Annotated in this window: 10 protein-coding genes and 1 tRNA gene; 10 read left to right on the top strand and 1 reads right to left on the bottom strand. The window is 61.4% G+C overall.

The features are described 5' to 3' along the window. The first annotated feature begins 15 nt into the window (after window positions 1-15). The 5 genes from V6B08_RS14210 (at window position 16) to V6B08_RS14190 (ending at window position 11,220) form a co-directional block, all read left to right on the top strand. Window positions 16-843, top strand: a complete 828-nt coding sequence (locus tag V6B08_RS14210; protein ID WP_341981988.1) for a 3-oxoadipate:acetyl-CoA acetyltransferase — start codon at window positions 16-18, stop codon at window positions 841-843. A gap of 186 nt (window positions 844-1,029) precedes the next feature. Then, window positions 1,030-2,478, top strand: coding sequence for a sensor histidine kinase (locus V6B08_RS14205; protein WP_341981986.1), 1,449 nt, complete (start codon window positions 1,030-1,032; stop codon window positions 2,476-2,478). Window positions 2,479-2,486: 8 nt separating this feature from the next. Then, entirely contained in the window at window positions 2,487-3,173 is a 687-nt protein-coding gene (locus V6B08_RS14200; protein WP_341981984.1) for a response regulator transcription factor, read from the top strand. A gap of 329 nt (window positions 3,174-3,502) precedes the next feature. Then, window positions 3,503-5,056, top strand: coding sequence for a ShlB/FhaC/HecB family hemolysin secretion/activation protein (locus V6B08_RS14195; RefSeq protein ID WP_341981982.1), 1,554 nt, complete (start codon window positions 3,503-3,505; stop codon window positions 5,054-5,056). An 11-nt stretch (window positions 5,057-5,067) separates the two neighbouring features. After that, window positions 5,068-11,220: a two-partner secretion domain-containing protein gene (locus V6B08_RS14190; RefSeq protein WP_341981980.1), complete on the top strand. Its 6,153-nt coding sequence runs from the start codon at window positions 5,068-5,070 to the stop codon at window positions 11,218-11,220. A gap of 100 nt (window positions 11,221-11,320) precedes the next feature. Here the strand turns inward: V6B08_RS14190 and V6B08_RS14185 are convergent. Continuing rightward, window positions 11,321-11,410, bottom strand: a tRNA-Ser gene (locus tag V6B08_RS14185). Window positions 11,411-11,595: 185 nt separating this feature from the next. On the opposite strand from V6B08_RS14185, the gene V6B08_RS14180 reads away from it, so the two are divergent. The 5 genes from V6B08_RS14180 to mobA all read left to right on the top strand — a co-directional run bounded on the left by V6B08_RS14180 (window position 11,596) and on the right by mobA (window position 15,754). Continuing rightward, complete coding sequence (locus V6B08_RS14180) at window positions 11,596-12,816, top strand: CaiB/BaiF CoA transferase family protein (protein ID WP_341981978.1); 1,221 nt, start codon at window positions 11,596-11,598, stop codon at window positions 12,814-12,816. Between the two features lie 28 nt (window positions 12,817-12,844). Beyond that, entirely contained in the window at window positions 12,845-13,489 is a 645-nt protein-coding gene (locus V6B08_RS14175; protein WP_341981976.1) for a glutathione S-transferase family protein, read from the top strand. A 62-nt stretch (window positions 13,490-13,551) separates the two neighbouring features. Further along, window positions 13,552-14,487 carry an exopolyphosphatase gene (locus V6B08_RS14170; RefSeq protein ID WP_341981974.1) on the top strand — a complete coding sequence of 312 codons (936 nt, stop codon included), beginning with the start codon at window positions 13,552-13,554 and terminating at the stop codon, window positions 14,485-14,487. Between the two features lie 50 nt (window positions 14,488-14,537). Further along, window positions 14,538-14,969: a CBS domain-containing protein gene (locus V6B08_RS14165; protein ID WP_341981972.1), complete on the top strand. Its 432-nt coding sequence runs from the start codon at window positions 14,538-14,540 to the stop codon at window positions 14,967-14,969. A gap of 161 nt (window positions 14,970-15,130) precedes the next feature. Beyond that, complete coding sequence (gene mobA, locus V6B08_RS14160; protein WP_341981970.1) at window positions 15,131-15,754, top strand: molybdenum cofactor guanylyltransferase MobA; 624 nt, start codon at window positions 15,131-15,133, stop codon at window positions 15,752-15,754. Window position 15,755 lies beyond the last annotated feature (1 nt).

The following is a 15,755-nucleotide window of genomic DNA, read 5'->3' as shown; positions in this document are numbered from 1 at the left end:
GTTAGGGTGGGAAACATGGAAGCCTGCATCATCACTGTTGCCATCACCGGCTCGGTACCGCGCAAGAAGGACACGCCGGCGGTGCCGGTCACGGTTGCCGAACAGGTCGAGTCGACCCATGAATGCTATGAGGCCGGTGCCGCGCTGGTGCATATCCATGTGCGCAACGACGATGAGTCCTCGTCTTCCGATCCGGATCGTTTCCATGCCGTGCAGGAAGGCGTGGAGAAGCATTGCCCCGGCATGATCGTGCAATTCTCCACCGGCGCGCGCGGGCGCAAGCTGGAAGAACGTGGCGGCATGTTGAAATTCCGCCCCGACATGGCTTCGCTCGCCACTGGCTCGGTCAACTTTCCCACCTTCGTGAATGAGAACCCGCCGGACTTCATCAAGGGCCTGGCCCAGACCATGAAGGATTACGAGGTCAAGCCCGAGGTCGAGGTGTTCGATCTGGCGATGCTCTACAACGCCGCCGATCTGGTGCGCGAGGGGCTGATCCCGGAGCCGGCACATGTACAGTTCGTCATGGGCGTGAAGAATGCCCTGCCGGCACGGCGCGAGATCCTGGAATTCGAAGTGGCGCAGCTACGCAAGCTGATGCCGGAAGCGACCTGGACCGCCGCCGGCCTCGGCCGACATCAGCTCGAAGTGAACCATTGGGCGCTGGAAATGGGCGGCCATTGCCGCACCGGGCTTGAGGACAATATCCGCTTCGATAACACCCGACTGGCTGCCAGCAATGCGGAGCTGGTCGCCCGCGTCGCCGGCCTCTGCGCCGAGTATGGCCGTCGCCCGGCCACGCCGGATGAGGCCCGCCGGATCCTGGGGCTGCGGCCAGCTTAAGCGGAATAGAACGCCCAATCTGCTATGCCTGTCATGCACCCCGCCGGGAATACCGGCGGGGCGTGCGGTTTGTGCCGCCATTGCCGAGCCCCCTGACTGTAAACTAATGTTACCCGAAGATCATTCAGGGGGCAGGCTGCGGGCTATTGTTGCCGACCCCAGTCATTTGAGCGAGCGGGTCGGGTCATGCTCGATATCACCACAAGCATTCTGATGATCACGCTTACCCTGTTGTTGCAGGGCTGCGTGTTTCTGGTTGTCTGGCTGACGCAGCGCCAACTGCACATCCTCAAGTATTTTGCAGCCGGTTTTATCTGCTATGGCATTGCCATGCTGTTGCTGATTTTTCGCGGCATTTTCAAAGACTATATGAGCCTTAATATCATTGCCCACAATGTTATTATTACGGTAGCCAGTGCATTGATCGTGTACGGCCTGGGCAGACTATTGAAGCAATCGGGTTATCCCCGCTTTCTGCTCGGCTGCGTCGCCTTTGCCGCCATATTCTGGCCGGTCATCATGCTGGTCGATCCAAGTAATGTCGGGCTGCGCGTGCTTGCAAGTAATGCCCTCGGGATGCTGATAGCGGGGGCCATATTCGCAATTCTGTGGCGGGACAGCAGCCAGCCGCGCCTGATCCAATGGATCGGCCTGGGGGTGATAACCATACAATTCTGCGCTCTTTGCTTGCGCAGTATCATCACCATCCGGTTGATGTATTGGGGCAGCGGGACATACGAATCAATTCTTCAGGGCTGGTACTATTTCTTTTTCCATTTTGTTACGAGCTGCCTGTTTCTGGTCATTCTGGGCATGGTGGGATATCGCCTGCAGGCCGACTTGCATGCGCGTAATATTGCCCTGTCGCGCGAGGTCGAAGAACGCAAGCAGCTTCAGGAAACTGCCGCAAAAGCCCTGGAAGCGGAAAAGGCCGCACGCAAGGAGCAGCGCCAATTGCTGCGCATGGTAACGCATGAATTCCGCACCCCCTTGAGTATTATTGATCGCGCTGCCGAGATGATCGACGTGGTAACTGAAAAGTCGCTGCCGGCGGTTACCCAGCGTGTAGAGACCATTCATGGTGCTGTATTGCGCCTTGTCCGCTTTACAGAGCGTTTTCTGGTGGCGGACCGGCGCGAAAAGGATGCGGCGCAGCCGGAAGAATTGGCGTTGCCTGATCTGGTTTCCAGAATGCAGCAGCATTTTCAGGGATGGGATGATGCCGGCCGGCTCCGCTTTTCTCTTGCGGAGGGACTGCCCCGGTATATTGGCGATCCCCAGATGCTTGCTACCGCCCTGATCAATTTGATCGACAACGCATTCAAGTATTCACCGGACGACACTGCAGTAGAGGTGACGGTGTTACGGCAGGCGGATGAGATTGTTCTATCGGTCCGGGATTATGGCATCGGTATACCAGAGGAGGAGGCCTCATCGATTGGAAGCCGATTTTTCCGTGCATCGAACACCACGGCGGCCACCGGCACCGGCCTTGGCCTTTACAATACCCGGAGATTGCTGGATTTTCATAACGGGCGGCTTATCCTGCGGCCTGCACCGGGCCGGGGAACGATAGCGGCAATATACTTGCCCTTACCCGGCATACCATTGAACAACGCTGCTGTGTCGGCATGAACCGAATCTTGATCGTTGAAGATGAACCGGCTTTACGACGGGATCTCGTCGAGTATCTCTCCCTGCTGGGTTATGCCAGCAAGGGGGTGGCAAGCTGCCAGGAGATGAACGAAGAACTGGAGGCAGGGTCTCCTCCCGATGTCATAATACTTGATATCGGCCTGCCTGATGGCAGCGGCTTCGATATGGCGCGGGATATCCGCCGCCGCTGCGATTGCGGCGTGATCATGCTGACCGCGTTGGGTGACAGCGAAGACCGCACGACAGGCTTTGACAGCGGCGCCGATATATATTTGGTCAAGCCGGCTTCTTTGCAGGAAATCCGCGCTGGCGTGCAAAGCCTGCTGCGGCGTCTGCCGAATGCGGGGAAGGCAGCGGTCCATGAAGCTGGGCCTTGGCGTCTTAACGCTGTGGATTGGCACCTGGCCGCGCCCAGTGGCAAGACGATCAAGTTGACGGCCACCGAATTGTCTTTTCTCACCGCTCTTTTCGAGCGTGTCGGCCAGCCCTGTTCCAGGGATTGGCTGGTGCAGGCCATTATCCGGCCACAAGCGGCTGCCGACATACGTAATCTGGACACGGTCGTTAACCGCCTTCGGCGCAAAATACGACAGGCTGTAGAGGTCGAGCCGCCGATCAAAATGATATATGGCCAGGGTTATATATTTAGCGCGCCGTGCCGGATTGAGCGCTGAAAATACACGCCAAATTCGCCATGAAAGATTCTGAAAGAATCCACAAGAATTGAATTGTTGATGCTGGCAAATGCTCGGCGCTAGCTTGGCCCGGTTCCATTGGCCAATAGTCGAGCGTTCCTGTGGGTTTACGTATAATTTATGCCCGAACAGGCGTGTGGATTGACGCCTGTAAAATGCATGTTGTGACCGGCACTGCCTGTGTGTCAGCCCTGCTGCTTGCCTGCGCTATTTCCATGCCGGTTGCGGCTCAGGATGCCGGCAGCATTCTGCGTGAGACGGAGCGTGCAACGGGCCGGAGCCAGCCTGCGCCGGCGCCTTTGGCGCCAATGACACAGCCGCCGCCAGAACAGCCTTTGCCCGAGAAGAAGGGCCAGACCGTCTATGTGAAGGAATTCCGCATCAAGTCGGATGGCATTCCGGCGGAGGAACTGGCACCGCTGCTGCAGGGTTATACCGGCAAGCGCCTGAGCTTTTCGGAACTGCAGGCGGCGGCGCGCAAGCTGAGTGACTACAGCCGCAAGAAGGGCAAGCTGGCGCATGCCTATCTGCCGCCGCAGACAATCCGCGATGGCGTGGTCGAAATCGTGGTGATGCAGGGCAAGCTCGGCAAGGTGAAGGTCGATCCGGCCAGCAAGAGCAGGCTCGATAAAAATCTGGCGACCGGCATTATCGAACACCGGCTGAAGCCGGGCGAGACGCTGGACCTCGGCATCATGGACGAGGCCATCGCAGTGTTGAAGGATGTGCCGGGCGTGAAGGCGGAAGCCTCGCTGCGGGCCGGCGAGCAGGAAGGCGAGACCGACGCCATCCTGCTGCTGGATGACAAGCCGCTGTTCAGCGGTTCGGCAACCCTCGACAATGGCGGCTCGGAGAGCACCGGCGTGGTGCGCGGGCTGGCGACGTTCTCAGTGGAGAACCCGTTTGGCGCCGGCGAGAAATACTCGGCGGTGGCCTTGGCCAGCGAAGGCACGCGCTATGGCCGGCTCGCGATGGCGATGCCGGTGGGTTATTCCGGCCTGGTGTTGGGCATCAATGGCTCGGCCCTGGAATACGAGGTTGGCGGCCGCTTCGGCAATCTGGGACTGAATGGCTACAGCGTCAGCGCTGGCGGCAACGCCACGTACCCGCTGCTGCGTGGTAATGAACTGTCGTTGACGCTTTCGAGCGCCTACGACTTCAAGATGATGCAGGACCGCGCCGTCAGCGCGACCCTGAATGACAAGCGGATCAACAGCGCCTCGCTGGGTCTTTCGGCAACGGTAGTGGATGACTGGTTCGGCGGTGGCAACAACAACCTGTCGCTGACCGGCACGTTAGGGCATCTCAATCTCGACCGCTCGCCCAGCACGGCCGCCAATGATCGTGTCACCGCCGGCACGGCAGGCTTCTATGCCAAGCTGGCGGCCAGCGCGACACGCGAGCAGAAGCTGGACGATGACTGGACCCTTATCACCACGCTGGAAGCGCAGACTTCCGGCAACAACCTGGACAGTTCGGAGAAGTTTTCGCTTGGCGGTATCGACCGCGTGCGCGCCTATCCCAGCGGCGAGGGCAGCGGCGACAGCGGCGGGCGACTGGCGCTTGAGCTGCACCGGAAGATCGGCGACGAACTGAAGCTCTCCGGCTTCTACGATCTTGGCTTTGTGCGCCAGCATACCGATCCCTGGATCAACTGGCAGCCGCGCAGCGACATGCCGAACAATTATGCCATCCAGGGCTTCGGCATCGCCTTGGCCTGGAGCCCGATCCAGGCCCTCACCATCACCACCACGCTGGCCAAAGTGATCGGCCGCAATGCTGGCCATGATGCCTCGGGCAATGACAGCGATGGTGAGAAAAACCGCTACCGTGCCTGGATTCAGGCCGTGTTGCAGTTCTAGGGGTGGGAGCGATGCAAAATATCACGCTCCGGCTCCTCGCCACCACGGCATTACTGGCTTCAGCTACGGTGCAGGCCCAGACGCAGCCGACCACACTGCCGACTGGCGGCAGCGTGGCCGCCGGTGCCGCCACAATCACTCAATCCGGCAGCCGCATGGATGTGACGCAGAGCAGCCAGCGCGGCATCATCAACTGGCAGAGCTTCAATATCGGCAGCCAGGCCTGGGTGAACTTCAACCAGCCGAACAGCAATGCCGTGACGCTCAACCGCGTTACCGGCGGCAATGTTTCGGAGATTCTCGGCAAGCTGACCGCCAATGGCCAGGTATTCCTGGTCAACCCATCCGGTATCGTGTTCGGGCGCGATGCCCAGATCAATGTCGGTGGTCTGGTCGGGTCGACCATGAGCATCCGCGATGACGACTTCATGGCCGGCAATTACCGCTTCCAGCGTAATGGCAGCACCGGGCAGATCATCAACCAGGGCAGCCTGACCGCCAGTGAACGCGGCTATATCGCCCTGCTGGCACCGGAACTGCGTAACGAGGGCCTGATTTCGGCTCGCCTCGGCACGGTGGCGCTCGCCGCCGGCGAGACCGTGGTCATGCAGATCGGCCAGAATGTCTTGCTGCAGGTGGAGCCGGCGACGATCCAGACGCTGATCGACAACCGCGCCATGGTGGTGGCGGAAGGCGGTCGCGTGATCCTCACCGCCAAGGCGCTGGATGCATTGACCAGCAGCGCCATCAATACCTCCGGTGTCATCCGCGCCGACAGTCTGGTGGAACGTGGCGGCGAGATCGTGCTGGAGGCCAGCGGCTCGCTGAATGTCAGCGGCATTGTCTCCGCCAGCGGTACCAGTGGCGGCACGGTGACAGCCAGCGCCAACGGCCCGATCACACTGACCGATGCCAGCATCACCGCCGATGGCAGCCAGGGTGCTGGTGGCAAGATCGAAATCGGCAGTTGGGCTACATCCGCCACCACGGTCAATGCCGGCACCCTGCTCTCGGCCTCGGCAGGGCAGAATGGTGATGGCGGCAGCATTACCCTGTTCAGCCAGGATACCCGCTTCAGCGGCCGGGCGCTGGCTCGCGGTGGCAGCCAGGGAGGCGATGGCGGCTTTATCGAAACCTCCGGCATCCTGCTGGATATTGGTGCCGGCGCGGCAGTCGATGCCAGCGCAGCCAGGGGCCAGGCCGGCGAATGGCTGCTGGACCCGAATGATCTGACGATTGGCTCGACTGGCGCCGCCGCGCTTAGCACGGCGCTGGCCACCACCAATGTCACGCTGAACACCAGCGGCTGTCCCAGCGCCTATGCCTCCTGCGTTTCCGGCACCGGTAATGTGTCCATAAATTCCAGCATCACCCCGACAGTGACAGCCGGCAACACCGTCTTCACCGTGCGGGCCGATGGTGGCGTATCATTAGCCGACAATACGTCCATTGCCGCCACCTCGGGCAGCAACCCCCTGACGGTGCAATTCCAGGCCGGCAATAGCGGCGGCATTTATATCGGCAGCAACTCCTCGATCATCACCCGAGGCGGCGGCGTGATCATGACCGGCGGTGGCACCTCCAGCACCGCGCAAGGTGTTGCCGGCAGCAATGGCGGTCGCGGCCTGTTCATCAATGGCAGCATCATTAATGCCGGTGGCGGTTCGTTGAACCTGCGCGGCAAGGGCGCGGATGGCGTTGCCACGTCCATCGGCATCGATATCGCCAGCGGCTCGCAGATTTCCACCAGCGGCAGCGGCCAGATCCAGCTTACCGGTATCGGCGGCGATAGCACCGGTGGCCCAAATGGCTTCAGCTCCGGCATCAATATCGGCAGTGGCGTGGAGATTTCCACCACCACGCAGGCCATTACCATCTCGGGCACGCAGGCCACCACCAGCACCAATCCGGCCTATGGCATTTCCTTCGATGGCGGCACCCAGCAGACCGCGATCTATTCTGGCAGTGGCGGCATCGGCCTGACCGCCACGGGTGGCAAGATCGGGTTCTCGACGCCGAATGGCAGCGCCACAGTCGCGCTGGGTTGGGATGGCGTCAGCAGCAGCCCAACCACCAACTATGTCAATTTGACCGCCAGCGATGTTCAGCTCGACTCGACAAGAGCCGTGACGCTGAAGGCCGCAAACGTCAATATCAGCGCCAACAGCCTCGCTGTCAGCAGCACCACGACGGCGACGGCAAGCACGCAGGCGACGATTTATCCGTCCACCTTCCCCGGCAGCATCGGCATTGGCACCGGCGCCGGATTGCTGAGCATCAGCGATGCGGTGCTGAGTCGGTTCCAGACCTCCACCTTGCTGAATATTGGCGGCATGTCCAATGGCCCAGTCACCATTGGCGGCACGCTGTCGGCTTTCACTACGCCAGTGCGGATCATGAGCAGCGGCGCCATCACACTGGATAATGGCGCCGCCATCAGCAGCACCGCCACGGGCACCGCGATCACGCTTGCTGGCGCCAGCTTCATCAATAACGGCGGCACGGTCGATGCGACCAACGGGCGCTGGCTGATCCGTTCCGTCAATCCGGCGAATGATACGCGCGGCGCATTGACCGGCTTTGAGCGCTATAGCTGCTCGAATTTCCCGACCACCAATTGCTCGAATGTCCCGGCCAGTGGTAACGGCTTCACCTATACCATTGCCGGCACGGATGTCGGCAATCTGGGCGGCGGCGGCGGTGGGTCAAGCTCGAGCGATTCCGTAGCCGACCAAGCGCGGCGTACTCAGGCTTCTACCGATAGCGCCTCGATCAGCCGGGATGTTGGCAACGCTGTGCAGGTGGCTTCGCTGTCGCTGCCGGATGATGGCCGCCCCAGGCTCTCCGACTTGCTGGCGCTTGGTCAGTCGCCGCTCATCGCGCTTGAGTTTGGCTACACGATCAGCAATCTGCGTTCCGCCGGCTATACCGTCGAGGATTTGCGCGCCGCCGGCATTCCCCTGGCCGAAATCAGGGAAGGGCGGTATTCCCCGGTCTTTATCAGGGAAGCCGGATACAGCATCAATGACATGCTGGCTGCCGGGTATAATATCAAAGACCTGAATGCTGCCGGTTATTCGCTGTCTGACCTGAAGGCAGATGGCATCCCGCTCACCACCCTGAAGGCGAATGGCTATCCCCTGGCAGACTTGCTGGCCGCTGGCTATCCGCTCGCCGATTTGCGCCAGGCTGGCTACGAGCCGGCAGAGTTGGCTCAACAGGGCTATTCCTCCGCGCAATTGCTTGATGCCGGCTACTCGCTCGCAGACCTAAGACAATCGCTCGACCTGACCGACAGCGAGTTGCATTTTGCTGGTTTGCCTGGCCGCTATTTCCAACAGGCCGGTTACAATGCGACCGCTCTGCATGATATTGGCTTCAAGGCGCGCGAACTCCTCGCCCTGGGCTACCCCCCCTCTGAACTGAAACGCTCCGGCTTTTCCGCTGCTGATCTGAAAAGCGAGGGCTTCGATCCGGCCAGTTTGAAGCAGGCCGGCTATGATGTGACCGAATTGCGCGATACCGGCACGCCGCTGCAGACGTTACGGCAAATCGGTTTTGGTACCCCGGAGTTGCGCAATATTGGCTACACAGCATCGCAACTGAAATCCGTTGGCGTTCCGCTCGCCGAGCTCAAAGCCGCCGGCTTCCCACTGGCAGAGCTTCTGGAATCGCAATTCACCGCCACCGAACTGCGGCGCTCGGGCTACCCTGCGAGCGAATTGCGCACCGCCGGTCTTGATATCGTTCAGCTTCGCAGCGCCGGCTATCCTCTCGGTGATCTGGTAAAGGCGGGTTTCCCGCTGCAGGATTTGCGCGGCGCCGGCTATTCCGCCACGGATTTGCGCCGCCAGGGATATAGCATCGGCCAACTGGCATCGGCGGGCTATGGCCCGGCCGATTTGAAACAGGCTGGCTATAGCGCACGTGACTTGCTCGATGCCGGATATGACCTTTCAACCTTGAAGGCATTGAATTTCAGCTATGGGGATTTGCAGCAGGCCGGGCGCAATACAGCAGCGTTGCTGGCTGCCGGATTCAGCCCTGAAGATCTGCGTAAAATGGGGGCGCCAGCTAGCGAATTACGCAATGCCGGCTACTCCGTTGCTGACCTGGCGAGTTTTGGCTACGACCGCAACCAGATCATCCAAGCCGGTTATTCCGTAGGTACATTGTGGCGCAGCGGCTACAGCTTCGATGACCTGTGGATGCTGCCGGGGGCCAATGCAATCCTGTTCCTGCGTGGTGTTACGCCGGAAACAATCACACAAGAGCAGAAGCAGTTGCTTCAGTTTGCTTTCCCTGTTGCAGAAATGCTGGATCTGGGGCTTACCAGCGTCGCCGATATCCTGAGGACAAACCGCTATGCCATCGGCCCTGGGGTGAAATATGCCGACGAGTTGAAGGCGGCAGGCCTAACGCCGCAATCGCTGAAAGATCAGGGCTTCGAGGCAAGCGATTTCCGCAAGGCGCGCTTCCCGATCACGGAAGTGGCGCCGCTCGGTTATTCATTCGGTGATTTGCGCAGCGGTGGCTATCCAGCGAGAGACCTGGTGACGGTTGGTGCCAGCTACAGCGATTTGCGCGGCGTCGGTTATTCCGCTGCCGAAGTGAGGGGAGCGGGCGCCGATCTGAAGGAGTTGCTGCAGGCGGGCTATCCCCTGGCGGAAACCCGCGGCGCTGGCTATGGCCCGAAGGACTTCAAGGCCAATGGCATACCCGTGCAGGATCAGCGCGCAATCGGCCTGACTGTGTCCGAGATGGCGGCGGGCGGATATAGCCTGAGCGACCTGCGGCTCGGTGGCTATCCTGCTGGAGATATCCGCAAGGCCGGCTATGGCGTGTCCGACTTCCTTAAAGGTAGCTATCCTGCGGCTGAATTGAGAGGCGCTGGCTATTCAGCCAAGGAAGTGCTGGCGGCCGGATTCGACAGCGCCATGTTGAAGGCCAACGGCTATACCCCGAAAGAGCAGCGGGCAGCCGGTGTTGATGCCAAGACCCTCAAAGGGCTGGATTACTCATCTTCCGACCTGCGCAATGCAGGCTACAATTCGGCTGATCTGCGGAATGCGGGTTACAGTCTGAGCGACCTGCTGGCAGCAGGCTTTCCACTCAGCGAATTGCGCACGCAGGCTGGTTATTCCGCCAGCGACCTGATCAAGGCGGGCGCTGATATTTCGGTCGTGGCGAAGGCTGGCTATCCCGCTGACGAAATGCGGGCGAATGGTGCTCCCGCGACATTACTGCGCGACGCGGGGTATCACATTCAAGACATCGTCGGCGCTGGCTATCCGCTACCGGATCTCAAAGCGGCCAATGTGCCCGCCTACGATTATCTATACCTAAACCTTCGGCGTACCTACGAGAGTGCGGCCCGCTATGATGAGGTCGTTACCAGTATGCTCAAAGCTGGCTACACCCAGGCCGAAGTAACCAGTGGCATGCAGTCCGCTGGCTGGCCGGTCGGTGCCATCGGCCCTAAAAGCCGTACGAGTCTGGCGCAGTTGCTGAAGGACGGTATTTCCCTGCCGACATTGCTGGCGGTTGGCCACACGGCCGGCAGTCTGTTCCAGAACGGTGTGTCTTTGGCGCAGTTGAGCGCTCTCGGTTTCACCCCGAAGGACTTGTTGCAGCAAGGCGTCTCGGCGCCGAAGCTGGCGGCGGCGGGCCTCGACAAGGCGGCATTGATGAATCTCGGCGTGCCGGAGGCCGATGCCGCCTTGGCGGTGAGGCCGGTGCAGGATATCCGCAAGGCCGGCTTCCCGCCGGCTGCGATGCTGAAGGCTGGTTTCACCGTTGGTGATGTGCTTGCTGCCGGCTATTCCGTCCAGCAAGTCCTGGATTCGGGCATCACATTGAAGCAGATCAGTGAATTCTCTGCCGATCTCGGCCGAATCATGCGGCCAGATAAGGGGCCGGAGAACAACCTGATGAAGTTCTTGCTGCCGCTGAAGCTTAACGTCAGTGAAATGTCGCAGCTTTTCCCAAGTTACAACTCGATGTACAGCGCATTGGCGACTGCGGACGTCAGTTATGACGATGCCGTCGCGATGGGCTTCATGCCGCATTTATTGAGGAAAGCGGGCATCTACAAGAAAGAGAGCTTTTTCTTCGGCCTGATCGAGTTGACCCTGGACGGGCCGGGCAGACCGCAACAATTCTAAGCACCAGAAATACTGATACCGCTGTTATTTGCCAGCAGGACTCTGCTTGCGCCGATGGATTGTCGAAAATCCAAATAATTCAATAGGCTGTGGGAATGTATGGCGGAGAGGGTGGGATTCGAACCCACGGAACGCTTGCACGCTCAACGGTTTTCGAGACCGCCCCGATCGACCACTCTGGCACCTCTCCGCAAGGGGGACCTACTGGGTCCGGCTGGGTGGCCGGACGGGGTCGAAAGCGGCGCGGACCTTAACGTAAGCCACCCGCCCCCGCAAGGCTTGTCCGGGGGTTAAGCTGCACCCCGTTTCCGGCTAGGATCGGCCCCTGGAATCAAGGCCTTGGCAGGCCGCTAGGGACAGGGAGAGACGGGGTAAATGCAGGCGCTGGACGATATCGTGGTGCTGGACCTGAGCCGGGTGCTGGCCGGCCCCTGGGCGACGCAGAATCTGGCCGATCTGGGCGCCACGGTGATCAAGGTGGAAAAGCCCGGCGAGGGCGACGACACCCGCCGCTGGGGCCCGCCCTTCCTCACCGACCCGGAAACCGGCGAGCCGGGCGATGCCGCCTATTATCTCTCGGCCAACCGCGGCAAGCGCTCGGTGACGGTGGACATGGCGACGCCCGAGGGCCAGGAGATCATCCGCGCGCTGGCCGCCAAGGCCGATGTGCTGGTGGAGAACTACAAGTTCGGCGGCCTGAAGAAATACGGCCTCGATTACGAGAGCCTCAGCACACTGAACCCGCGCCTGGTCTATTGCTCCATCACTGGCTTCGGCCAGACCGGCCCCTATGCGCCGCGTGCCGGCTACGATTTCCTGATCCAGGGCATGGGCGGCCTGATGAGCATCACCGGCGAGCGCGACGACCTGCCGGGTGGCGGGCCACAGAAGGCCGGCGTGGCCTTGGCCGATGTGATGACCGGGCTTTACTCCACCATCGCCATCCTCGGCGCGCTGCACCAGCGGGCGCGCTCGGGCCGGGGGCAGTATCTCGACATGGCTTTGCTGGATGTGCAGGTCGGCACGCTCGCCAACCAGGCTTTGTTCTATCTCGTCGGTGGCAAGCCGCCGGTGCGGTTCGGCAACGGCCATCCCACCGTGGTGCCATATCAGAGCTTCCCGACCAGCGATGGCTTCGTGATCATCGCGGTGGGCAATGATGGCCAGTTCGCCAAGCTTGCCGCCGAGCTTGGGCACCCGGAATGGGCCACGGATGAGCGCTTCAAGTCGCCCGGGGCGCGGGTGGTGAACCGCGATGCACTCATTCCGCTGATTGCCGCCGAGACCGCCAAGCGCAGCATGGACGACCTGATCCTGGCGATGGAAAAGCGCGGCGTGCCCTGCGGCCCGATCAACACCGTGGATAAGGTGTTTGCCGATCCGCATGTGCAGGCGCGGCAATTGCGCCGCGATGTGCCGCATAGCCGCTTGGGCCACGTGCCGAGCGTGGCGAGCCCGCTGCGGCTGTCGGATTCGCCGGTGGCCTATGACCGCGGCCCACCGCTGCTGGGCGAGCATACCGACGAGGTGCTGGCCGAACAGCTTGGTTTCGATGCCGGCAAGCTGAAAAGTCTGCGCGAGCGTGGCGTGATATAAAAAAGACCATCGGGAAGGGGAGGAAACCATGCAATTGATGTCGGTGAAGGGTTCGCCCTATGCCGCCCGCGTGCGGCTGCAGATCTATCGCAAGAATCTGCCGGTCGAGGTCATCTTCCCGCCCCAGAGCGGCCTGAAGTCGGCGGAATTCCTCAATCTCAATCCGATCGGCAAGATTCCGCTGCTGTTGCTCGATGATGGCACGCCGCTGCCGGAATCCCATGCCATCCTGGAATACCTGGAGGACAAATTTCCCGAGCCATCCCTGCGGCCCGAGGCGGCGGAGGCACGCGCCCGCATGCGGCTCTTGATGCAGGTCGGCGACCTCTACCTGTTCGCGGCAATCGGCAAGCTGTTCCGCCAGGCCAATCCGGCCAAGCGCGATGCGGAGGCCGTCGCCAAGGCCGATGCTGAAATGCGCCGCGCCCTCGGGCTGGTGGAAAACTGGCTTGGGCCGGGACCGTTTGCGGTGGGTGATGGCTACACGCTGGCCGATTGTTCGCTGCTGCCGGTGCTGTTCTTTGCCGCGCTGATGGCCGAACATATTGGCCTCGAAAGCTGCTTCGCCACGCCTCGGCTGGCGGCCTACTGGGCGGCCCTGCAGGCCGATGCGGTCAGTGCCAAGGTGCTCGCGGAACTGGATTACGGCGCCCGCAAGATGCTGGCGAAATGATCCTCTTGCCAGCCGGCGCGGCTTGACCGAGACTTAACGGCGCATTTCCGGGAGGGAAAGCCATGGGTGGCGGAACATACCGGCTGGTGACGCGCAGCGACTTCGATGGCCTGGCCAGCGCCGTGCTGCTCAAGGAGCTTGGGCTGGTCGATGAGATCAAGTTCGTGCATCCGAAGGATATGCAGGATGGCCTGATCGCCATCGGGCCGCGCGATATCATCACCAATCTGCCCTATCAGCCCGATTGCCACCTTTGCTTCGACCATCACCTGAGCGAAGCCTTCCGCGTTGGCAAGGCGCCGGCCAACCATATCATTCACCCGGCGGCGGCCTCTGCCGCCCGCGTGGTGTGGGAGCATTTCGGCGGTCACCAGCGCTTTCCAGTGAAATTCGATGCCATGATGGCGGCGGTGGACAAAGCCGATTCCGCCGCTTTCACGGTGGAAGATGTGCTCGAGCCGAAGGGCTGGGCGCTGCTTTCCTTCCTGATGGATGCGCGTACCGGGCTTGGCCGCTTCAAGCAGTTCCGCATCTCCAACTACCAGTTGATGCTGGACCTGATCGAGCTTTGCCGCTCCAGCACCGGTATCGATGAAATCCTGGCGCAGCCCGATGTGGCCGAGCGCGCCACGCTGTTTTTCGAGCATGAAGCGCCGTTCCGCGAGCAATTGCTGCGCTGCGGCCAGGTGCAGGGCAATGTGGTGGTGCTGGATCTGCGCAACGAGGAGACCATCTGGGCGGGGAACCGTTTCATGGTCTATGCGTTATACCTGCGCTGTTCCGTTTCGGTACATGTGCTGTGGGGGGTGAACCGCCAGAACACCGTGCTTGCCGTGGGCAAGACCATTTTCGGCCGTGCGCCGGGCCTCGAGATCGGTCCGCTGCTGCTGCATTACGGCGGCGGCGGCCATGCCGGGGCCGGCACCTGCCAGGTCGAGAATGCGGAAGCCGACCGCGTGCTGCGCGAGATCGTTACCAGTTTGCGGGAGGATTTGTAGCCGTCCATCACGTTTAGCCGGGAAACCATAGAGAGCGAGGAGGAAGCGTCATGAATGTCGCGATGATCCTGAAGGACAAGGGTGGGGCCATGATCTCGGCCCGTCCAGGAGATACCGTTGCCGCTGCCTGCCGGCTGCTTGCCGGGCATGGCATCGGTGCAGTGCTGATCCTCAATCCCGATGGTGCCATCGCCGGCATCCTGTCGGAGCGTGATGTGGTGCGCGGCCTGGCGCAGTATGGTGCCAGCCTGCTCGAGCGCGATGTCGATGTCTTGATGACACGCAATGTCATGGTCTGCTCGCCCGGCGATACGATTGAAGATGTGATGCATGTGATGACCAAGCGGCGCATCCGCCATCTGCCGGTGGTGGAGGAAAATCGGCTGGTCGGCATGATCTCGATCGGCGACGTGGTGAAGCGCCGCATTGCCGATACCGAATTGGAAGCCGAAGCGTTGCGCCAGTATATTGCCACCGGCTGATAGGTTGTCTGGCTGATAGCTTTACTGGGCGCTTCGCCGAAGGTCGGGATGGCTGCGCAGGCGGGCTTACGCTATAAGATGCCGATGAAACAGGGTGTATCCGCGATTGTTGCGCGCCGCGACCCGCCAGGTGTTGATCGCCTGGGCGTGGGAGGGCCGTGATGCGCCGCATCCTGGGGGTGATCCTGGCCGGTGGCATGGCGCGGCGCATGGGCGGCGGCGACAAGGGGCTGAAGCTGCTTGGCGGCCGGCCCTTGCTTGAGATCATCATCGAACGCCTGCGGCCGCAGGTGCAGGATACCATCCTCAATGCCAATGGCGATCCGGCGCGTTTCGCGGCCTATGACTTGCCCGTGGCCCCCGACCTGGCGCCGGATTACTCCGGACCATTGGCTGGTGTGCTGGCCGGCATGCACTGGGCGCGAGAGAACCAGCCGGAAATCACGCATATTGTCACGGTGCCGGGCGATGGCCCGTTCCTGCCGCGCGACCTGGTGGCGCGGCTGGAGCAGGTTTGCGAAGCGATGGGGGCCGAACTGGCCTGCGTCGCTTCTGGCGGCCAGCCCAATCCGGTGGTCGGGCTGTGGCCGCTGGCGCTCTATGGCGATCTGCACGCGGCAGTAACGCGTGACGGCATCCGCAAGGTGGATATCTGGACCGCACGGCACCGCCTGGGCGTCACCGATTTCGTCACCGACCCGGTCGATCCCTTCTTCAATGCCAATACGCCCGAGGAACTGGCGGAAGCCGAAGCGCTCTGGCAGCGCTTTGGTGCCAATCTTTAGG

Origin of the sequence: Ferrovibrio sp. MS7 (assembly GCF_038404985.1) — a bacterium.
Classification (GTDB): Bacteria; Pseudomonadota; Alphaproteobacteria; order Ferrovibrionales; family Ferrovibrionaceae; genus Ferrovibrio; species Ferrovibrio plantarum.
The sequence above is the reverse complement of the archived record's forward strand: the minus strand, read 5'-3'. Positions and strand labels throughout refer to the sequence as shown.